We start from the raw sequence: 19,818 nt of genomic DNA, 5'->3' as shown, positions 1-19,818 counted from the left end.
GGCGCCCTGACAGGCTGCCGAGTGGCTACGCGCCGGGCGCGGAGCTCCCTCCGGATGCAAGCTGGCGGAAGGCTCTGAGCGTGTCACGAATCCCGTCTGCGGGTGCGATCGAGGGATAGTCACCCAGATGGGCACGGATCGGCGCATCGTCCAGGTCGGCGGGAATCGGCAGCACGGTTCCCGTCGTGGTCACGCCGTGGTCCGGCGCGAGATCCGACAGCAGGGCGATCGCGTCTTCCACCGTCATGCAGGTGCCGTTGAGGTCGAAGACGGGCGCGTCTTCGCCGTCGCGACAGATCGCTGCGATGAAGGCCGCCGCGGCCTCGCCTGCATAGAGCCAGCTGGCCGGACCGCCGAAGGCAACTTCGAACGGCTCTCCCCGCGCAACATGCGACAGCGCGACGCTGAATCCCGAGGTCATTCCCTGGTCGCGGGCGATGCCGTAGACGACATTCGGGCGAATGCCGATGGACGGCACGCCCCAGTCGAGCCAGAAGACCTTTGCGGTATACTCGTTCGCGAGCTTGTAGGCGCCATAGAGAGTCGAAATCACCGGGCCGCCCGGCGGCATGCCGTGGACCGCTGTTGAGCTGGCATAGACCAGCCGGCGGATCCCGGTGCGGCGGGCGGCCTCGAGGATGTTGATCGTGCCCTCGACATTGACCCGAGCCCCGCGAGCGGGGTCGGCCTTGCAGAAGGGCACCTGCAACCCCGCAAGGTGAATGATCGCCGTGATGCCGTGGCGGTCGCAGATTTCGTTCAGGCAGCTCTGATCGGTGATGTCGCCGGTCTCCCAGAGCAGATCCTGCGCGCCTTCCTCGCCGAGGACGAGCGCCGGCCGCCGCCGGTCCTCGTTGAGGTCGAAGGCGACGAGCGGCACGCCGGACCGGGAAAGGATGGCAAGCGTCCAGGCGCCGATGCAGCCGCCCGCACCGGTGACGAGGACCGGCCCGTTGATCCGGTTCGGGTCGATCAGAAATGCGTCCGTCAGAAAGTCCATGGTCCTCGTGCCTCCCTGCCATGTTCGCCCTACACTGGCGCAGCGGATGCATGCCGTCCAGCCTTTCGGCGCCGCCCGAACCCGGCTGTCGATGTCGCCTTCTCCGCGATTCCGCTTGGGATTTCCGCTGGCGCAGGATGCGTTGCGGACATAGGTTCTGCGGCGAAACAGAGAGGAGTTGTTGCGATGCCCGGCCTGCGCCCCGATATCGACCCTGACGGTTTGAGCGAGTTTTCGGTCGTATTCACCGACCGTTCGCTGAACCACATGTCGGCCAAGTTCCAGGGTGTGATGCGCGACATCGCCGCCATGCTGCGGGAGGTCTATGCCGCGGAAGCCGTGGCGCTCGTGCCCGGTGGCGGCACATTCGCTATGGAAGCTGTCGCGCGGCAGTTCGCGACTGGCCGAAGGGCGCTGATCGTCCGCAACGGCTGGTTCTCCTATCGCTGGACGCAGATTTTCGAGGCCGGCGGCTTCGCGTCCGAGACGGCGGTTGTCATGGCGCAGCGGGCTGGCAACACGGCGGTTGCCCCCTTCGCGCCGCCGCCGATCGAGGACGTGACGGCCGCCATCCGCGACACCCAACCCGACATGGTCTTTGCGCCGCATGTGGAGACCTCGTCCGGCATCATCCTTCCGGACGACTACATTCGCGACATGGCTGCGGCCGCGCATGAGGCCGGCGCTCTCATGGTTCTCGACTGTATCGCGTCGGGCTGTGTCTGGGTGGACATGGCCGAGACCGGCGTCGACGTGCTGATCTCCGCGCCGCAGAAGGGCTGGTCGGCCTCGCCCTCGGCCGGCATGGTGATGCTCTCTGCGCGGGCGGCGGAACGGCTGGAGGAGACGCAGTCGACCTCCTTTGCAATGGACCTCAAGAAATGGCGCGCCATCATGAAGGCGTATGAGGACGGCGGCCACGCCTATCATGCCACCATGCCCACGGACGCCCTTGTCGGGCTGCGCGACGCGATGGCCGAGACGAAGGCGATGGGGTTCGAGGCCTCCAAGGAGGCGCAGTGGCGGCTCGGCGCCGCGGTGCGCGAGATGCTGGCCGGGATGGGCGTGGTCTCCGTCGCCGCGTCGGGCTTCGGCGCGCCGGGCGTCGTTGTCAGCTATACGGACGATCCGGAGATCCAGAACGGCCGGAAGTTCCTCGCCCATGGCATGCAGATCGCTGCCGGCGTGCCGCTTCAGGTCGGCGAAGGTTCCGAGTTCCGGACCTTCCGGATCGGACTCTTCGGGCTCGACAAGCTGTCCGACATCGACGGGACGGTGGCACGGCTGCGGTCGGTCCTCGAGAAAGTCGTCTGACCGGATCGGCCCCGGCGGACGGGGCGGAGGGGCCTGACCGAAGGCAGTCAGGATGGGTGCCCGTATTTGGATAATTCAATTCATATATTTGAATTGAATTTGCCGGTTTTGCCACAGCTGATTCACCGCCGGGCCTTGTTGCCCGTGAAATCGCGGGGACTGGGGTACCTGCGACGAAATGGAGAGATATCCGCGAGATGCCCGCATCGAGCAGAATGTGAATTGTGGATACTTGTTAACTCCGTCGACATGCGGGCAGATTCGTATGCGCGCCTCAGGCCAAAAGACGGGCTTTCTCCGCGGCCGGGATATCAAACGGCTGACAAACCTGAGGGGGCTGCGCGTCATCCGATGGATTCCGCGTGTTCGGCGGCGTGCCCCGGGAGCCGCATTGCGGCGGCGCTGGAAGAACTCGTTTTTGGGATAGATATTTAGGCCGTCGAAAATCTGCCGCGGAGCCCTTTCCTGAGCGCTTTCGGTGCGATCGCTGGCCTTGCAAGAGCCAAATGGCAGGTCTACGCTCGAATTTAAACGCTTGAGATAAATGAAAATCTGAGCGCGAATAGGAGGGACCCATGAAATCGACACTTAGGACCGCCGTTGCAATAACGATCGCGGCAGGCATCGCCGCATGGGGAGGGATGGCATGGCAGCAGACGGCCTCGGCCCAGGAAAGCATGATACCTGCGCCCGCGACCCTGATGCCCGAGATTCCCAATCTGGACGAATGGCGCACCTCGCCGCATGCCGACATCACCAAGGAGGCGTTCCGCCATTGGGATGAAGAAGACGACAAGATGATTCCGGAAGCCTGCTCGCAGTGCCACTCGACGGCGGGTTTCCTCGACTATATCGGTGCCGATGGCAGCGAAGCCGGCGTGGTGGACGCCAAACAGTCGCCTGACCCGGCCACGGCGATGGGCATCTCTTGCATGGCCTGTCACGACGAGACGGCTGAGGAGCGGACGGTGGTGACCTTCCCCTCGGGCATCGAGCAGGAAGTCTTCACGCCCGATATTCGCTGCATGACCTGCCACGGCGGTCGCAACTCGACCGTTCAGGTCCTGGCCAAGATCGAGGAGGCCGGCTCGCCGGATCCCGACACGACCTCGCCCGACCTCGGATTCGTCAACATTCACTACAGGGCCGCGGCGGCGAGCCGTTTCGGCGGCGAAGTCCAGGGCGGCTTCGAGTATGACGGCAAGGACTATGTCGGCTACTACTTCCACGACCAGATCTCGCAGACCTGCAATGACTGCCACAACCCCCACACGCTGGAGGTGAAGGTCGAGTCCTGCATGGAGTGCCATGACGAGGTGGTCGAGGGCGACAAGGACTCGCTGCTCCAGATCCGGACGTCCAAGGCCGATTTCGACGGCAATGGCGACGTCAAGGAAGGCATCCAGGCCGAGATCCAGGCGCTTCACACCACGTTGCTCGACGCGATCATGGCCTATGGCGAGAAAACCGCCGGCGCCGCGATCGGGTATGACTCGCACAACTACCCGTATTTCTTCGTCGATGGCGACGGAAGCGGTGCGATCGAAGAGGGTGAAGCCAAGTATCCGAACCGGTATCAGACCTGGACGCCGCGCCTTCTCGAAGCGGCCTACAACTACCAGGTCGTGGCGAAGGATCCGGGGATGTTCACGCACAACCCCTACTATGCGCTGCAACTCCTGCATGACAGCATCGCCGATCTGGCGGATGCCGGAAGCGGGGTCGCGGTTCCCGGAGAGCGTCCGAACTGATCGCTGACGCATACCACAGGCACGAAACGGAACTGGCCGCCCTGGCGGCCTTTTCCGCAGAAGGACAACAAGAGGCACAAGGACGACCGACATGGCAGGGAACTGGGCAGGCGTCTGGCTCCGCAGGACGATTCTGGCGCTCGGTCTGACCGCCGCGGCCACGGCGCCGGCGGTTTCGCAATCGGCCGCAGCGACGGGCGGAACCGAGACGGCTGCGCTCCTTTCGGCGCTCGCTGTCCCGCCGTCAACCGCCGATCACAGCAAGTTCGAGGAACTCGCCGGTCCGTTCAGCGATGCCGCGGAGGTCAATCAGGCTTGCCTTGGCTGTCACAACACCGGACCGGAACAGCTTCATGGCACGGTGCATTTCGAATGGACATGGCCGCCGGCCCCCGTGCGCAACATGGAGGCGCCGGGCGCCGAACTGCTCGCCTTCTTCGGGGCTCTTTCCACGGAAGATGCCGAACCGTCCGGGATGCGCCATGTCGCCAACGGCTTCCTGCTCTCGACGCCGTCCAACCTGGACGCCTGCACTTCCTGCCACATCGCCGGCACCCGTTTCGACGATCCGGCGATGTTCGACGCGTCCAGCGAGCCCGTCGCGCCGGTGGACTGCCTGTCCTGCCACGAGCCGACAGGTCAATGGACGCGCGCGAATTTCCACGAGGGCGGCGCAGCCTGTTCGATGTGCCATGACGAACGGCTCCGCGGTGACACGCCGGAGGTCGAGGATCTCGTGGCCGCGGCCCAGTCGGTGGGTCCGTCGACGCTGGCGAGCTGCGGCAGCTGCCACTTCCAGGCCGACGGCGGCCCAGGCGTCAAGCATGGAGACCTGAACCCAGACCTGATCAACCCGCCAGTGGCGCTCGACGTGCATATGGCGGCCGCGCCGGATGGGGCGGGCTTCACTTGCAGCACCTGCCACACCACGACCGAACATGCGATCTCGGGAAGCCGTTACGCCGGTGGTCCCGGCGACGGGCCCGACAGGCCGGCTCTGGCCGGTGCCGCGGCGTCCTGCCAGGGGTGCCACAGTGCCACGCCGCATGAGGACCTTGCCAGCGGCGCACGGCTCGACCGGCATATCGACCGGGTCGCCTGCGAGACTTGTCACATCCCCTCCATCGCGCGTGGCGAGACGCAGACGCGGGTTCTCTGGGACTGGTCGTCGGTCGGCAAACGCGGGCGCGATCGCAAGCCGATGGTCCAGAAGGACGAGGACGGCCGCATCACTTATGCCACCGAGAAGGGCAACCTCGTCGCCGCCGGTGACGTGAAGCCGACGCTCATCTGGTCCAACGGCCGTCTTGCCATGCACCGCCCCGGCGAGCCTCTCGCTGAGGGGAGCGATCCGGGGGAGAGCGAGACAGAAGACCTGGCCGATCTCGCGATGATCGAAGCCGCGTTTGCCGGAACACCCTGGATCGCATCCTTCGAGGGCGATCCCACGGATGAGGATTCCCGGATCGCGCCGGTCAAGGTGATGCATTCGGTGGTACCGGTCGATGCCGAGGACCGGCGCCTTGCGGCGGTGAAATTCTCAGGCCGCAGCGGTGACGCGCTGTGGAACCGCTTCGACTGGGAAAAGGCGATCGACGCCGGCATGGAAGCGGCCAACACACCGTTCAGCGGTGACGTGGCCTTTGCTCGCGTCCGGCAGATGATTCCAGTCAACCACATGGTGGCCCCTGCGAGCGAGGCCTTGGCCTGCCAGTCCTGCCATGTGTCCGACGGCCTGCTCGCCAACCTGCCGGGCGGATATCTGCCGGGACGCGACGGCTATTCCTGGCTCGATCGCGCAGGGCTCGCACTGCTCGCCGCAGTGCTGGCCGGCGTGATCCTGCACGGGGTGCTGCGACTCGGCTTCGGGTTCTTCAACGGGAGGGGCCGGCATGGCTGACATTCCTGCGCAGGACGCACGTGGCGTCTATCTCTTCACCGCATTCGAGCGCTTCTGGCACTGGGTCCAGGCGGTGCTCATCATCTTCCTGCTGACCACGGGCTTCGAGATCCACGGCTTCTACAGCCTGCTCGGCTTCGAGCGGGCGCTGAATCTCCACATCTTCGCGGCGTTTTCCCTGCTCGTGCTGTGGGCCTTCGCGATATTCTGGCATTTCGTGACCGGGCAGTGGCGCCACTACGTTCCGAGCACGGACCGGATGTGGGCGACCATGCTGTTCTATGCCACGGGGATCTTCTTCGGCGCGCCGCACCCCTTTCGGCCGAGCGTCAGGCGCAAGCACAATCCGATGCAGGCGCTGGTCTACCTCATCTTCAAGGTGGCTATGGCGCCCGCGATCTGGATCTCCGGACTGATCCTCTGGGTCTACGGCAAGTTCCCGGCGCTCTACCCCGACGACCTGCCGGTCCTGTGGGTGAACGGCATCCATGTCGCCACGGCCTTCCTGATCGCGGCCTTCCTGATCTCTCACCTCTACCTGATCACGACGGGCGAGACGCTCACCTCGCAGCTTCGCGCGATGATCACCGGCTGGGACCGGCACGGCGAGAGCGAGCCGGACTGACCGTCCGGAGGCGTGAGGCCGTTTCCACGCTTGACCTTGCACTTCGAAGCATCGACGGTCTGCCGCAGCAATTAGCAGCGAGGCAGAATTGAGAACTTTCTTCAGCGAGGATCACCGTCGCCACTTCCCGCAGGCGGAGCTCAACGGCGGCCAGTTCGTGACACCTTTCGAGCGGCCGAGCCGCGTGGAATATGTGCTGAACCGGCTCAAGGAATGCGGGCTGGCCGATATCGTCGCCCCCGGCGCGGCGGACATGGAGGCGATCCGCGCGCTCTGTGCTCCCGATTACCTCGACTTCCTCGAGACGGCCTGGACCGAGTGGAAGGCGGCCGGCATGGCCGGCGAGGTCATCGCCGCCAACTTCCCGGCGCGGCGCATGCAGACCGCGCGCCCGCCGCGCGACATCGACGGCAAGGTCGGCTACTACGCGCTTGCCTCGGAAACGGCGATCACGGCGGGCACCTGGATCGCCGCGCTGTCCTCGGCGGCATCCGCACAGGCGGCGCAGGCCCATGTCGCTGCGGGCGCGAAGGCGGCCTTCGCGCTTTGCCGCCCGCCCGGACACCATGCGACGGCCGACATGTATGGCGGTTATTGCTTCATCAACAACGCGGCGCTGGCGGCCGAGGCGTTCCGGCGCGACGGTGCGGAACGTGTTGCCGTGCTCGACATCGATTTTCACCACGGCAACGGCACTCAGGACATCCTCTACGGGCGCGGCGACATCTTCTTTGCCTCGCTTCACGGTGCGCCGGAGGATGCCTTCCCCTATTTCCTCGGCTACGCCGACGAGACCGGCAGCGGCGATGGCGAGGGCGCGACCGCGAACTACCCGATGTCGCCCGGCACCGGCTACGACGTCTGGTCGGGCGCGCTTGACGATGCGCTGGCGCGCATTCGCGGCTTCGGCGCCGAAGCGCTGGTGGTGTCACTGGGCGTCGATGCCTACAAGGACGACCCCATCAGTTTCTTCAAGCTCGACAGCCCGGATTTCACCGATGCCGGTCGCCGGATCGGAACGCTCGGCCTGCCGACCCTGTTCTGCATGGAGGGCGGCTATGCGGTCGAGGCCGTCGGGATCAATGTCGTGAATGTTCTGGAAGGATTCCTCGATGCCTGAGGTCGCAATCGCGGTAACGCAATTCGCCTGTGGCGACGACCACGACACCAATGCCGACCGCGCCGAGGCGCTGGTACGGCAGGCGGCGGCGGCCGGCGGTCAGGTGATCCTGCTTCAGGAACTGTTCCACGGACCGTATTTCTGCAAGACCGAAGACCCGCGCTACTTTGCCTGGGCGCAGCCCTTCGAGGGCAACCCGCTCGTGGCGCGGTTCGCGGACCTGGCGCGCGAGCTTGGCGTGGTGCTGCCGATCTCGTTCTTCGAGCGTGCAGGGCCGGCGCATTTCAACTCGCTCGCGATGGTCGATGCGGACGGAAAGATCCTCGGCTGCTATCGCAAGAGCCACATCCCGCAGGGGCCGGGCTACGAGGAGAAATACTACTTCTCGCCCGGCGACACCGGGTTTCGCGTCTGGGACACCGGCTTCGGACGGATCGGCGTCGGCATCTGCTGGGACCAGTGGTTCCCCGAAGCGGCACGGGCCATGGCCTTGATGGGCGCCGAGATGCTGCTTTACCCAACTGCGATCGGCTCGGAGCCACCGGCGCCGGGCTATGACAGCCAACCGCATTGGGAGATGACCATGCGCGGACATGCGGCGGCCAACATCCTGCCGGTCGCGGCTTCCAACCGGATCGGACGGGAGGTGCAGGACGGGCAGGAGGTCATCTTCTATGGCACCTCCTTTATCTCGGATCCGGCCGGCCAGCTCGTCACCCAGGCGGGACGCACAGAGGAAGCGTGCCTGGTCGCGAAGTTCGATCTCGACGCGATTGGCGAGCTGCGCCGCAGCTGGGGCCTGTTCCGGGACCGTCGGCCGGATCTCTACAATGCGCTGAAGGGGTTCGGCGGCTAGCCGTCAAAGCGGCGGCGGCCGGCGGTTTGGCCAGTCTGTCGCCCGGTGATAGGCATCCCCCATTGCCAGCAGCGCGGCGTCCGTGCCGGTCGGCCCGAAGAGTTGCAGCCCGGTCGGCAGGCCGGTTTCCGAGAAACCCGCGGGCAGGGCAAGGCACGGGGCGCCGAGGAGGCTCACCGGGACGACGACCTCCATCCACCGGTGATAGCTGTCCATCTTCCGCCCCGCGACCTCCTCTGGCCAGCGCCAGGCCACCGGAAACGGCCAGACCTGCGCCGCCGGAAGCGCGAGCGCGTCGAATTTCGACAGGAGTTGCGCGGCACGCCTGAACCAGCCGGACCGGATCTCGCTCGCCGCGTAGAAGGCGCGGGCGCTCAGATCCGCGCCCTGCTCGATTTCCCAGAGCGTCTCGGGCTTGGTCGCCGCGCGTTTTGCCGGATCGGCGGCGAGTTCCTCGCGTGCGCCGGCGATGATCCCGGCCCGCAATGTTGTCCAGGACGACCAGAGCGCCTCGGCCGGAAATGGCGGCGCAAGAGGCTCGACGATCGCACCAAGTTCCTCGAAGACCCGAAGGGCCGCCTCGCAGGTTCTGAGGATCCCCGACTCCATCCGGTAGGCACCGCCCCAATCGGCAAGCCAGCCGATCCGCTTGCCTTTCAGATCGCCGCCGAAACCCGCCGCGAAATCCTCGAGAGGCCGGTCGAAGGGCACTTCCGGGTTCGGCCCGGCCAGCACCGACAGAAGCAGCACCAGGTCGCGCGGAGACCGGGCCATCGGACCATCGGTGCTGAGCGTCGAGAGGAAGGTGTCGCCACTCGCATCCCGCGGAACGAGCCCCACAGTCGGCCGGAAGCCGTAGATGTTGCAGAAGGCGGCCGGGTTGCGGAGCGAGCCCATCATGTCCGATCCGTCGGCAAGCGGCAGCAGGCGCGCCGAAACCGCCGCCGCCGCCCCGCCCGAGGAGCCGCCGGCGCTGCGCGCGAGATCGTAGGGATTCCGAGTTGCCCCGAAGACCGGGTTGAACGTGTGGGATCCGTGGCCCCACTCCGGCGTGTTGGTCTTGCCGACGACAATTGCGCCGGCCGCTCTCAGCCGCGCCGCCAGCAGATCGTCTTCGGCGGGAACATAGTCGGCGTAGATCAGCGAGCCATAGGTCGTGCGCAGCCCCTTCGTCGCGACCAGGTCCTTGATCGCGACCGGCAGGCCCCAGAGCGACCCGGCCGGATCCGCCCGGTCCGCCGCCTCGGCCTCGGCGAGAAGCCCGGCGCGCGCGCGCAGGGAGACGATGGCATTGACACGGGGGTTGGTCGCCTCGATCCGGTCGAGGAATGCCGACATGACCGCGCTGGCCGAAACCTCGCGGTTTCGCAGCGCCGTAGCCAGGCTGGTGGCCTCGGCAGAGATCAGGGTGTCGGCGTCGAAATCCTTCATCCGGCATGTCCCGGAAATGGCCGGGGGACATGCCCCCGGCGGGGCGGGCGCCGAAGCGCCCGGGTTTCTATTTCTGGAGCTCGGTCCAGATCGCGGTGTAGTATTCCTGCGCCTTCGGAGAACAGGTCGGCAGGAAATGCCCGGAACTCTGGAACTCCTCGGCGACGACGATCTCGGGAGCGGTCATCATGTCTTCGGGCATGAAAGGTTCCGACCCGGCGATGCCGTTCGCGTAGCGCGCGAAGGACGAGATCATGGCGGCATTTTCGGGATCCATGATGAAGTTGAGAAACTGGTGCGCCTCGTCGACATTCTTGGCGTCCGACAGCAGCATCACCTGGTCCATCCAGAGCGGATACCCTTCCTTCGGATAGCCATAGACCACGTCGGGATTCTTCAGCCGGGCGCGGAAGATGGCGCCGTTCCAGTAGACCGAGGCCATGACGTCGTTGGCCGCCATCTTCTCGGTCATGCCATAGTCCATCGACTGCCATTTGGGCTTGGCTTCCATCAGGGCGTCGCGCGCCTTCTTCAGCATCTCGGTGTCTTCGGTGCAGGGTTCGCCGCCGACATACCAGAGCGCAAGCGACATCACGTCGTTCATCTCGGGCGTGACGTTGACCTTGCCTACCAACTCCTCCGGCGGGTCCATGAAGATCGACGAGGTGTTGATGTCGCCGTCATAGGCGGTTTTGTTCACAGCGATGCCGGTCGATCCCCACTGCCACGGAACCGAGTATTTGCGGCCAGGATCGTAGGGCGACTCGAGCCATTGCTGCGCGATGTTGCCGTGATTGGGCAGTTTCGAAAGGTCGAGTTCCTGTATGAGACCCTTCTCGATGAAGATCGGCACCCAGCTGTTGGACGGCACGACGAGGTCGAACCCGTGCCCGCCGGCCTCGATCTTGGCCATCGCGGTGTCGTTGCTGTCATAGTCGGTGATCGTCACATTGATGCCCGTCTCGTCCTCGAACTTCTTGATCATCTCCGGGCTCGTGTAGTCGCCCCAGTTGAACAGCTGAAGTTCGCCCTCGGCGCTGGCGAGCGCCGTTCCCCCGAGCAGAAGGGCGATCGCGGTCAGTGTCGTCTTCATGTAATTCTCCATGTTGAGTCTCGTCTTTTTGTCTCAGTCCCGCTTTCTTGTGAGCAGGAAGAATGCCGTCAGCAGAATGACCGTAAGCAGCAGTAGCAGGGTCGAGATCGCGTTGACCTCGGCCGAGACCGAACGGCGAATCTGGGCCAGCATGTAGGTCGGCAGGGTATCCTGCCCGGCCGATTTCACGAAGAGCGTAATCACCACGTCGTCGAGCGACGTCACGAAAGCCAGCATCAGCCCGGCGGCGATGCCGGGCATAAGGAGTGGCAGCGTGACATGACGGAACGCCTGCCAGGGCGTGGCGTAGAGATCGGACGCGGCGACTTCGAGCGTCCGGTCCATTCCCTCCAGCCGCGCACGGATCGGAAGATAGGCGAAGGGGATGCAGAAGGCGGAATGGGCGGCGATGAGATAGCCCAAACCCTGGTAGCCCGTTGCAACCTTGATCGAGGCGAAAAAGATCAGGAGGGCGACGGCGGTCACGATTTCCGGCACCATCAGCGGCTGGTTGATCATCAGGTAGATGAAAGTCTGGCCGCCGGTGCGCCGCCGGCGCGTCGTCCCGAGCGCGGCCATCGTCGCCACCGTCGTCGCAATCACCGAGGCCATGGTCGCGACTGTCAGGGACCGGAAGGTGACCTCGCGCACCTGCTCGTTGTTCCAGGCGACGGGATACCACTTGAACGAGAAGCCTTCCCAGATCGCGATGCTGTCGCCGGCATTGAAGGAGTAGATGACCAGCATCAGGATCGGCATGTAGAGCGCCACGAACACCAGGATCGCGACAGTCGGGAACCCCGGTATCCGCGAGGCGGAGAATTCGCGCCTAGCCATTGGAAGTCTCCCGCGAGGTGGCGCGTATGTAGACCACAAGAGCCGCGGCCACGATCAGCAGCAGCAGCACCGAGAGCGCCGCACCGAGCGGCCAGTTCCGTCCCTGGCCGAATTGCAGCTCGATGAAGTTGCCGATCATCATGTTGCGTCCGCCGCCGAGGATCCGCGGCGTCACATAGGCGCCGAGCGACGGGATGAAGACGAGGATCGAGCCGGCCACGATGCCCGGCCGCACGATCGGGAACACGACCTTGCGCAGCACCTGCAGCCGCGTCGCGTAGAGGTCGTAGGCCGCCTCGAGCAGCTTCATGTCGAACCGGTCAATCGCTGCGAAGAGCGGCAGCACCATCAGCGGCAGGTAGACATAGGTCATGCCGAGAAACACCGCGAAATCGGAATAGATGATCACCAGCGGCGTGTCGATCACGCCCAGGTATATCAGGAAGGTGTTCAGGATTCCCTCGTTGCGGATGATCTGGTTGATCGCGAAGGTCCGGATCAGCAGGTTGGTCCAGAACGGGATGGTGATCAGGAAGAGCAGCGCGGTGCGGGTTCGCGCGGTCCGGGTGGCGATGAACCAGGCCGTCGGAAAGCCCACGATGAAGGTGAAGAGCGTGGTGATGAGAGAGAGCTTCACCGACCGCCAGAAGATCGTCAGGTGCGCATCCGCGAGGCTGTAGGTGCCGTCGAAGATGTCCTTGCTCAGGATCGTGCCGACCCAGGCGTCGGTGGAGAACTTCCAGACGACATTGCCGTAATCGCCGGGCGTCAGGAAGGAATAGACCAGCATGATCAGCAAAGGGCCGGCCGCGGCCAGGGTCAGAATGACCAGCGCCGGCGCCGACAGCAGCCAGGTGTTGCGCGCATCGCGCCGCGTCTCTGCCTCCTCGCGTGCACTCATCGGCTCAATCCTGCAGGACCTGGACCGAGCCGGGCGCGAAGCTCACGCCCACATCGGTTCCGGTCGTCGGTGCGTCGCCGCCCGCGGCCTCGCTCTGGTAGCGCGCCACGATCTCGGTGCCGCCCTGAAGCAGCATGCGGACGTGGCTGTCGGTGCCGAAATAGGTCGTATCGGTGACCGTCGCCCGCATCGGCGCCGCCGCCGGATCGTTGAGGATCCGGACATGCTCGGGACGCACGGCGATCGTGTGCCGTCCCTGCGGCGAGTCGGGCGCCACCTGCATGGCAATGTCGCCCGCGATTGTCGCCGTGCCGTCATGGACATCCGCCGGGATGAAATTCGTCTCGCCAATGAAATCGGCCACGAAGCGGTTGACCGGGTGATTGTAGATCTCGCGCGGCGAGCCGATCTGCAGCAGGCGCCCCGAGCTCATCACGCCGATCCGGTCGGACATGGTCAGCGCCTCTTCCTGGTCGTGGGTGACGAAGATGAAGGTGATGCCGAGCTCATGCTGCAATCGCTTGAGTTCCGACTGCATCTCCTTGCGGAGCTTCAGGTCGAGCGCCGAGAGCGGCTCGTCGAGAAGCAGCACCTCGGGCGACGGCGCCAGCGCGCGGGCAAGCGCGACGCGCTGCTGCTGGCCGCCGGAGAGCTGGGCCGGCTTGCGGTCCGCCATCGCGCCAAGCTGCACCATCGACAACGCCCGTTCGACCTTGGTGCCGATCTCGGAGGCTGGTCGCCCCTTCATCTGCAGGCCGAACCCCACATTTTCGCGCACGCTCAGGTGCGGGAACAGGGCATAGCTCTGGAACACCGTGTTCACCGGACGCCGGTTCGGCGGCACGTCGGTGATGTCCTGCCCGTTGAGGAGGATATGCCCGGAGGTCGGCGTTTCGAAACCGGCGATCAGGCGAAGCAGCGTCGTTTTCCCACATCCCGACGGCCCGAGAAGGGTAAAGAACTCGCCCTTGCGAATGGCGATGGAAACGTCATCGAGCGCGACGACTGCTTCGGAACCTGCGCCGTAGACCTTGCGCGACGATCGTGTCTCGATCGCATTTTCTTTCGGCACTCGTCCCTCCGCACCCGTTTAGGGCAGGATTGTCGGAGCTTCGTACGAAAGGCAAGTCTCCTCTGCCGTCACTTTCCTGCCGTCTGTGCGAGGGGCGGTCTTCGGTCGAACCAGGGACGCGCGCGCTCAATATCTGCGCAGAGCGCCAACAGCAGCTCGTCTTCGCCGAACCGTGCGGCGAGGTGAACGCCGATCGGCAGCCCTTCTTCGGACCAGTGCAATGGCAGCGTCGCGGCGGGCTGGCCGCTTGCGTTGAACGCGGCTGTGAAGGGCGAATAGGCAAAGACGCCGTCGGCGCCGGTTCGGTAGCCGACATAGTCCTCGGTCGCGTGGCTGAACCGCCCGATCCTGGCCGGCGGCTCGGCCATGGTCGGCGAGAGCAGGACGTCGTGGTCCTGCATGAACACGGCCATCGCGCGCCCATAGGCATGGACGGTGTTGACGCATTCCAGGTACCGGTCGCCGGACAGGGTCGCCGCATGGGCGATCGCGCCCCGGGTGACGCCCTCCACCTCGTCATCGCCAAGCGGCCGGCCGCGCGCCGCCACCGCCTTGCGGACCGACAGGGCGGAGCCGCAGGCCACGATGTCGGTCCAGGCCCGCATCATCCCGGCGGTGTCGGCCTCCGCGGGCCGGGCCGGCTCGACCCGGTGCCCCATCTCTGCCAGCAGCTCCGCCGCGTCGAGCACGGCACGGAGACATTCGGGATGCACCGGCTCGCCGGTGAAGGTGGTCTCGCAGAGCGCAATCCGCAACGGTCCCGGCGCCCGCTCGATCGCCTCGCGGAAAGTCCCGCGCAACGGGGGCGCCCGGTAGGGCGCGCCGAGATCCGCGCCCTGGGTGCCGTCCAGCAGCACCGCCATGTCGCGCACGCTGCGCGTAAGGAACCCGTCGATCGCCATGCCGGCCCAGCCCTCGCCCACATAGGGACCGTCGGGAAGGCGCGCGCGGGTCGCCTTCACTCCGAAGAGGCCGCAATTCGACGCCGGGATCCGGACCGATCCGCCGCCGTCCGAGCCATGCGCCGCGGGCACAATGCCGGCCGCCACCGCGGCGCCCGCCCCGCCCGACGATCCGCCCGGGGTCCGACCGGTGTTCCACGGGTTGCGTGTCGGACCGCCATAGACCGCCGCCTCGGTGGCCGGCCCGATCCCACCCTCGGGCGCGGTGGTACGCCCGAAGATCACAAGGCCCATTGCCGCAAGCCGCGCGTAGATAGCGGAATCGCGCGCGTAGACTGTCTTCGCGAAAAGCCGCGATCCGTTGTTGCAGGGATAGTCGATGGCCTCGGCCCCAAGGTCCTTTAGCAGGAACGGAACTCCGCGCAGCGGCCCGTCCGGCAGCCCGGCGGCGATCTTCTTCCGCGCGACCTCCTCGGCGAGCATGACCACCGCGTTGATCTCACCATTCACCGCCTGCACGCGTTCCAGCGCCGTGTCGAGAAGTTCGCCGGGGCTCACCTCGCCACGCGAAACGAGATCGGCGAGTGCGGTTGCGTCATATGTATCGAAGTCGTCCAAACTGATCACCATTCCCTGCAGGTCTTTCGCAGAGACGGACAGATCAATTCTCCGGACCCGGCGCAAGGGCAGGATCGAAACTCCGTCGTCGTGCGTCTCCGATGTCCGGAGTCAATCGGCGCCGAACCGTGCCATGCGGATGACCTGGTCCATCGCGGCGCGGGCGCTTTCGGCATCGCCCTTGGAGATCGCCCGGACGATCACCCAATGCTCGGCGGCGCTTTTCTCAAGCTCCTCGCTGCTGCGATGATCGGTCTCGGCGCGAAACTCCCGATCCAGCACCGAATAGAGCGTGGTCTGCACGAGATCTCCCAGCGAATGCATGAACCTGTTTCCCGTCATGCCGAGGATGGCGGTGTGAAAGTCGATATCCGCGGCAATGAATTCCCGCCGGCTGGCGGATTGCGCGAGCGCCCGGCACCTCGACTCGAGGAGGCGATGCTCCTCGGGGCCGGCGCGCCGGGCGGCCATCGCGGCGGCCTCGGGCTCGAAGATCAGGCGGATTTCGAAGAGCTCGTCGAGGAAGGTGCGGGAATGGCGCAGCGAGGCATGCCAGCGCAGAACGTCGGGGTCGAACATGCTCCATTCCGAGGCCGGCCGCACGCGCGTGCCGACCTTGGCCTTCGATTCGAGCAATCCTTTGGCAATGAGCGTCTTCTTGGCCTCGCGCACCACCGTGCGCGACACGCCGAACATCTCCTCGAGATCGGGATCGAGTGGAACCAGCGTGCCTTCGGGGTATTCGCCGTCGACGATGGCCAGGCCCAGTTGTTCGACAACATGCATGGTGCTATTGAGCGCCCGCCGGGACAGTCCGCCGGGCGCGGCGAAGTTCATGATCGCGTCGCGAATTCGGTAGCCGGTCGTCTTCGCGTCGTCGTTGCCCAACTTAGTGCCTTCTGCAGCATGATGAACGCAAAGAGCAGACCGCCGATCACGATCTTGGTCCACCAGCTCGACAGCGAACCGTCGAATACGATGTAGGTCTGTATCAATCCCATAATCAGGATGCCGAAGAAAGTCCCGGCGACGAATCCGGAGCCGCCGGTCAGGAGCGTGCCACCTATGACGACGGCGGCGATGGCGTCGAGTTCGACACCGACTGTGGACAGGGAATATCCGGCGGAGGTGTAGACCGAATAGACGATCCCCGCGAGCCCCGCGAGACCGCCGGCAATGGCATAGATCATGACGGTGGTTCGTGCGATCGGCACGCCCATCAGCCGCGCCGTGGCGAGGTTGCCGCCGAGCGCATAGACATTCTGTCCGAAGCGGGTGCGGTGCAGCACGATCATCGCCGCGATGTAGCACAGGATCATGATGCCGCCGATCAGCCGGAACCGCCCTCCGCTCGGCGCCTTCCAGTAGACATCCTGGATCGTGTCGTAGAACTCGTGGGTGATCGGCACGGAATCGGTGGAGAGCACATAGGCGAGCCCGCGCATCAGGAACATGCCGGCCAGTGTCACGATGAAGGGTGGCATCTCGAGATAGTGGATGATCGCACCGACCGCTGCACCGAAGCTGATGGTGATGGCCAGCAGGAGCGCGAAGGCCACCAGCGGGTGCATTGTGGTGTCGCGCAGGATCACGGCGAGGAAGACGCCGGAGAAGGCGATGACCGAGCCGACCGAAAGGTCGATGCCGCCCGACAGGATGACGAATGTCATGCCAACTGCCGTAATCCCAAGAAAGGCGTTGTCGGTCAGAAGGTTTGCGACAACACGGGTCGAGAACATCGCCGGGTACTGCCAGGCGCAGACTGCGTAGGCCAGCACGAAGGTCGCCATGGTGATGTAGAGCGAGAGTCGGGGAGAGCGCGTCATGAGCGGGTCTCCTTTGCCGGAGAGTTGCGCGGCCCGACCGCATGGGCCTCGGGCACGGCGGAGCCGGCCGAGGCGCGCAGCAGGTAGAGCGCGTGTTTCACGGTGGGCGACTGGATCACCAGGATGACGATGATGATCAGCGCCTTGATGACGAGGTTGAACTCGGGCGGCATCCCGGAGAGCAGGATCACCGAGTTCACAGACTGGATGATGAGCGCGCCAAGGAGCGAGGCGACGATGGAGAAGCGCCCGCCGAGCAGCGAGTTGCCGCCGATCACCACGGCGAGGATCGCGTCGAGCTCCATCCAGAGCCCGGCATTGTTGGCATCCGCCCCCTTGATGTCGGCGGCCACGATCACACCGGCGGTCGCCGCGCAGACCCCGGAGATCAGGTAGACGGCGAGCAGCAGCACACGCGAGTTGATGCCCGCGAGCCGCGAGGCCGTCTCGTTGATGCCGATCGCCTCGATCAGCATGCCGAGCGCGGTGCGCCGCACCACGAAGGTGACGAGCGTTCCCATCGCCAGCCAGATGATGATCGGGGTGGGCAGGCCGAGGATCGTGCCCGCTCCGAGGAAGATCAGGCCCTCGTTGAGGAAGGTCATGATCTTGCCCTCGGTGATGAGCTGCGCGACACCACGGCCCGCGACCATCAGAACCAGCGTGGCGACGATCGGCTGAACCCGCAGAAAGGCCACCAGCACACCGTTCCAGAGCCCGCAGAGAAGCCCCGCGGCGAGGGCGGCGATCAGCGCCGTGAACCAGCCGCCGCCGCCGGTGACGACGCTGGCCGCCACGGCCCCGGCGATCGCCATGACCGCGCCGACCGACAGGTCGATCCCCTTGGTGGCGATGACCAGTGTCATGCCGATCGAGAGCAGCGCCACCGGCGCGCCGCGGTTCAGAACGTCGATCAGGTTGCCGAAGAGCCGGCCGTTCTGGAATTCGATGGAGAAGAAGCCGGGAAAGACCAGGAAGTTCAGCAGCAGGACGATGCCGAGAATGATGAGCTGCGGTGTGATGCGGCGAAACGTTGCCCCGATCATGCTGCGCTCTCCCCCTGGCTGATGGACTTGACGATCCTGTCGGTGGTGATCTCGTCGCCCTGCAATTCGCGCACCTGGCGGCGGTCGCGTAGCACGATCACGCGGGTGGAATAGGCCACAAGTTCCTCCATCTCGGAGGAGGCGACGATCAGCGCCATGCCCTGCGCGCAGAGCCGCTCGATGAGCTGGATGATCTCGGCATGCGCGCCGACATCGATGCCGCGCGTCGGTTCGTCAAGGATCAGGATGTCCGGCTCCGTGGCCAACCAGCGTGCCAGCAGCGCCTTCTGCTGGTTGCCGCCCGAAAGCAGGCGGATCGGCATGTCGGGGCTTGCCAGGCGGATGTCGAGAGCCTTCACGTATTCATCGACGATCGCGTTGATCCGCGACCGCGAGAGCGGACGCGTCCACCCCTGCCGTGCCTGCAGCGACAGGATGATGTTCTCGCGGACCGAGAGGTCTCCGACGATGCCGTCGGTCTTGCGGTCCTCGGGGCAGAGCCCCAGCCTGTGTTCGAGCGCGGTGCGCGGGCTGGACAGGCGGACCGGCGTGCCGCGGAGCTGCGCCGAACCGCGATCCGCCGACACGACGCCGAAGATCACCTTGCAGGTCTCGGTGCGCCCCGAGCCGAGCAGTCCGGCGAGACCGACCACCTCGCCCTGCCGCAGATCGAGATCGAAGGGGTCGATCATGCCGCGCTTGCCGAAATCCTTGAGGCTCAGGATGGCGTCGCCGGGCTCGGTCTGCTGGGATTTGCGCTTGGTGGCCTCGAGATGGCGGCCGAGCATCAGCTCGACGATGTCGCCCTGGGTCACGTCGGCGAGCTTGCGCGTGCCGACGACGCGGCCGTTGCGCAACACCGTGGCGCGGTCCGAGATCTCGAAGACCTGGTCGAGGAAATGGGTGATGAAGACCACCGCCATGCCGCGCGCCGTCAGTTCGCGGACGACCGAGAAGAGCAGGTCGATCTCCTCGCGGTCGAGGCTCGCCGTCGGTTCGTCGAGGATCAACACCTTGCCGGAAAGCTCGACGGCGCGGGCGATCGCGACGACCTGCTGGATCGCGATGGAATAGGAGGAGAGGAGCAGCGACGGGTCGATATGGAGCCCGTAGCCTGCAAGGATCTCGGCTGCGCGCCGGTTCATCCTTCGCCGGTCGACCATGCCGGCCCGCATCGGCTGCCAGCCGAGGAACAGGTTGTCCGCAACGGTCATGTTCTCGAGGAGGTTGACCTCCTGGTAGACCGTGCCGATGCCGAGCGCCTGGCTCTCGACCGGCCCGCGCGGGTCGATCGGGCTTCCGTCCAACTCGATCGTGCCGCCGTCGCGGTGATAGGCGCCGGTGATGCATTTGATCAGGGTGGATTTTCCGGCGCCGTTCTCACCCAGCAGCGCGTGGACCTCGCCGGGATAGAGCGTCAGGTCCACCTGGTCGAGCGCGATCGCGCCTGCGAAGAACTTGTCGATTGCTGTTGCCCGCAGGGCCGGTTTTCGCGTTTCAGTCATGCCTTGCTCCCCCGTCGAAAG

The 19,818-nt window shown here is 65.5% G+C and carries 17 protein-coding genes; 6 read left to right on the top strand and 11 right to left on the bottom strand.

Annotated features, from left to right (window positions below; genetic code table 11):
* Positions 1 to 25: 25 nt before the first annotated feature.
* Positions 26 to 1,000, bottom strand: a complete 975-nt coding sequence (locus EU800_RS28095) for an NAD(P)-dependent oxidoreductase (protein WP_129633138.1) — start codon at positions 998 to 1,000, stop codon at positions 26 to 28.
* Between the two features lie 186 nt (positions 1,001 to 1,186).
* Between EU800_RS28095 and EU800_RS28090 the strand changes: the two genes are divergently transcribed.
* The 6 genes from EU800_RS28090 to aguB all read left to right on the top strand — a co-directional run bounded on the left by EU800_RS28090 (position 1,187) and on the right by aguB (position 8,566).
* A complete protein-coding gene (locus tag EU800_RS28090; protein ID WP_129633136.1) occupies positions 1,187 to 2,314 on the top strand; it encodes an aminotransferase class V-fold PLP-dependent enzyme in 1,128 nt (375 codons plus the stop codon).
* Positions 2,315 to 2,889: 575 nt separating this feature from the next.
* On the top strand, positions 2,890 to 4,065 hold the full coding sequence (locus EU800_RS28085; RefSeq protein WP_207209906.1) for a cytochrome c3 family protein: 1,176 nt from the start codon (positions 2,890 to 2,892) through the stop codon (positions 4,063 to 4,065).
* Positions 4,066 to 4,156: 91 nt separating this feature from the next.
* On the top strand, positions 4,157 to 5,965 hold the full coding sequence (locus EU800_RS28080) for a multiheme c-type cytochrome (protein WP_129633134.1): 1,809 nt from the start codon (positions 4,157 to 4,159) through the stop codon (positions 5,963 to 5,965).
* The gene (locus EU800_RS28075) at positions 5,958 to 6,590 is read left to right on the top strand and encodes a cytochrome b/b6 domain-containing protein (RefSeq protein WP_129633132.1); all 633 of its coding nucleotides are present in this window, start codon (positions 5,958 to 5,960) and stop codon (positions 6,588 to 6,590) included. The genes EU800_RS28080 and EU800_RS28075 overlap by 8 nt, the downstream gene beginning before the upstream one ends.
* Positions 6,591 to 6,678: 88 nt before the next feature.
* Positions 6,679 to 7,710: a histone deacetylase family protein gene (locus EU800_RS28070; RefSeq protein WP_129633130.1), complete on the top strand. Its 1,032-nt coding sequence runs from the start codon at positions 6,679 to 6,681 to the stop codon at positions 7,708 to 7,710.
* Entirely contained in the window at positions 7,703 to 8,566 is an 864-nt protein-coding gene (aguB, locus tag EU800_RS28065; RefSeq protein ID WP_129633128.1) for an N-carbamoylputrescine amidase, read from the top strand. Before EU800_RS28070 ends, aguB begins: the two co-directional genes overlap by 8 nt.
* 3 nt (positions 8,567 to 8,569) lie before the next feature.
* Here the strand turns inward: aguB and EU800_RS28060 are convergent, their stop codons facing one another.
* From EU800_RS28060 to EU800_RS28015, 10 genes are all read right to left on the bottom strand, one after another.
* Positions 8,570 to 9,997 (bottom strand): amidase, encoded by a 1,428-nt coding sequence (locus EU800_RS28060; RefSeq protein ID WP_129633126.1) that lies wholly within the window; start codon positions 9,995 to 9,997, stop codon positions 8,570 to 8,572.
* Positions 9,998 to 10,064: 67 nt separating this feature from the next.
* Complete coding sequence (locus EU800_RS28055) at positions 10,065 to 11,090, bottom strand: extracellular solute-binding protein (protein WP_129633124.1); 1,026 nt, start codon at positions 11,088 to 11,090, stop codon at positions 10,065 to 10,067.
* Positions 11,091 to 11,123: 33 nt separating this feature from the next.
* Complete coding sequence (locus EU800_RS28050) at positions 11,124 to 11,927, bottom strand: ABC transporter permease (RefSeq protein ID WP_129633122.1); 804 nt, start codon at positions 11,925 to 11,927, stop codon at positions 11,124 to 11,126.
* A complete protein-coding gene (locus EU800_RS28045; RefSeq protein ID WP_129633120.1) occupies positions 11,920 to 12,828 on the bottom strand; it encodes an ABC transporter permease in 909 nt (302 codons plus the stop codon). The genes EU800_RS28050 and EU800_RS28045 overlap by 8 nt, the downstream gene beginning before the upstream one ends.
* 4 nt (positions 12,829 to 12,832) lie before the next feature.
* Positions 12,833 to 13,900, bottom strand: coding sequence for an ABC transporter ATP-binding protein (locus tag EU800_RS28040; RefSeq protein WP_129633118.1), 1,068 nt, complete (start codon positions 13,898 to 13,900; stop codon positions 12,833 to 12,835).
* 68 nt (positions 13,901 to 13,968) lie between these two features.
* Positions 13,969 to 15,432, bottom strand: a complete 1,464-nt coding sequence (locus tag EU800_RS28035; RefSeq protein ID WP_129633116.1) for an amidase — start codon at positions 15,430 to 15,432, stop codon at positions 13,969 to 13,971.
* A gap of 99 nt (positions 15,433 to 15,531) precedes the next feature.
* A complete protein-coding gene (locus EU800_RS28030; protein WP_242500570.1) occupies positions 15,532 to 16,308 on the bottom strand; it encodes a FadR/GntR family transcriptional regulator in 777 nt (258 codons plus the stop codon).
* On the bottom strand, positions 16,254 to 17,246 hold the full coding sequence (yjfF, locus tag EU800_RS28025) for a galactofuranose ABC transporter, permease protein YjfF (protein WP_129633114.1): 993 nt from the start codon (positions 17,244 to 17,246) through the stop codon (positions 16,254 to 16,256). The genes EU800_RS28030 and yjfF overlap by 55 nt, the downstream gene beginning before the upstream one ends.
* Complete coding sequence (locus EU800_RS28020; protein WP_129633112.1) at positions 17,243 to 18,292, bottom strand: ABC transporter permease; 1,050 nt, start codon at positions 18,290 to 18,292, stop codon at positions 17,243 to 17,245. Before EU800_RS28020 ends, yjfF begins: the two co-directional genes overlap by 4 nt.
* Positions 18,289 to 19,797: a sugar ABC transporter ATP-binding protein gene (locus EU800_RS28015; RefSeq protein ID WP_129633110.1), complete on the bottom strand. Its 1,509-nt coding sequence runs from the start codon at positions 19,795 to 19,797 to the stop codon at positions 18,289 to 18,291. Before EU800_RS28015 ends, EU800_RS28020 begins: the two co-directional genes overlap by 4 nt.
* Positions 19,798 to 19,818 lie beyond the last annotated feature (21 nt).

Origin of the sequence: Tropicimonas sp. IMCC6043, assembly GCF_004146235.1 — a bacterium.
Classification (GTDB): Bacteria; Pseudomonadota; Alphaproteobacteria; order Rhodobacterales; family Rhodobacteraceae; genus Tropicimonas.
The sequence above is the reverse complement of the archived record's forward strand: the minus strand, read 5'-3'. Positions and strand labels throughout refer to the sequence as shown.

Bases quoted from the DNA above. Each gene is read 5' to 3' on its own strand.
- EU800_RS28095 (WP_129633138.1), bottom strand. From the start codon at position 1,000: ATGGACTTTCTGACGGACGCATTTCTGATCGACCCGAACCGGATCAAC.
- EU800_RS28090 (WP_129633136.1), top strand. From the start codon at position 1,187: ATGCCCGGCCTGCGCCCCGATATCGACCCTGACGGTTTGAGCGAGTTT.
- EU800_RS28085 (WP_207209906.1), top strand. From the start codon at position 2,890: ATGAAATCGACACTTAGGACCGCCGTTGCAATAACGATCGCGGCAGGC.
- EU800_RS28080 (WP_129633134.1), top strand. From the start codon at position 4,157: ATGGCAGGGAACTGGGCAGGCGTCTGGCTCCGCAGGACGATTCTGGCG.
- EU800_RS28075 (WP_129633132.1), top strand. From the start codon at position 5,958: ATGGCTGACATTCCTGCGCAGGACGCACGTGGCGTCTATCTCTTCACC.
- aguB (WP_129633128.1), top strand. From the start codon at position 7,703: ATGCCTGAGGTCGCAATCGCGGTAACGCAATTCGCCTGTGGCGACGAC.
- EU800_RS28060 (WP_129633126.1), bottom strand. From the start codon at position 9,997: ATGAAGGATTTCGACGCCGACACCCTGATCTCTGCCGAGGCCACCAGC.
- EU800_RS28055 (WP_129633124.1), bottom strand. From the start codon at position 11,090: ATGAAGACGACACTGACCGCGATCGCCCTTCTGCTCGGGGGAACGGCG.
- EU800_RS28050 (WP_129633122.1), bottom strand. From the start codon at position 11,927: ATGGCTAGGCGCGAATTCTCCGCCTCGCGGATACCGGGGTTCCCGACT.
- EU800_RS28045 (WP_129633120.1), bottom strand. From the start codon at position 12,828: ATGAGTGCACGCGAGGAGGCAGAGACGCGGCGCGATGCGCGCAACACC.
- EU800_RS28035 (WP_129633116.1), bottom strand. From the start codon at position 15,432: ATGGTGATCAGTTTGGACGACTTCGATACATATGACGCAACCGCACTC.
- yjfF (WP_129633114.1), bottom strand. From the start codon at position 17,246: ATGACGCGCTCTCCCCGACTCTCGCTCTACATCACCATGGCGACCTTC.
- EU800_RS28020 (WP_129633112.1), bottom strand. From the start codon at position 18,292: ATGATCGGGGCAACGTTTCGCCGCATCACACCGCAGCTCATCATTCTC.
- EU800_RS28015 (WP_129633110.1), bottom strand. From the start codon at position 19,797: ATGACTGAAACGCGAAAACCGGCCCTGCGGGCAACAGCAATCGACAAG.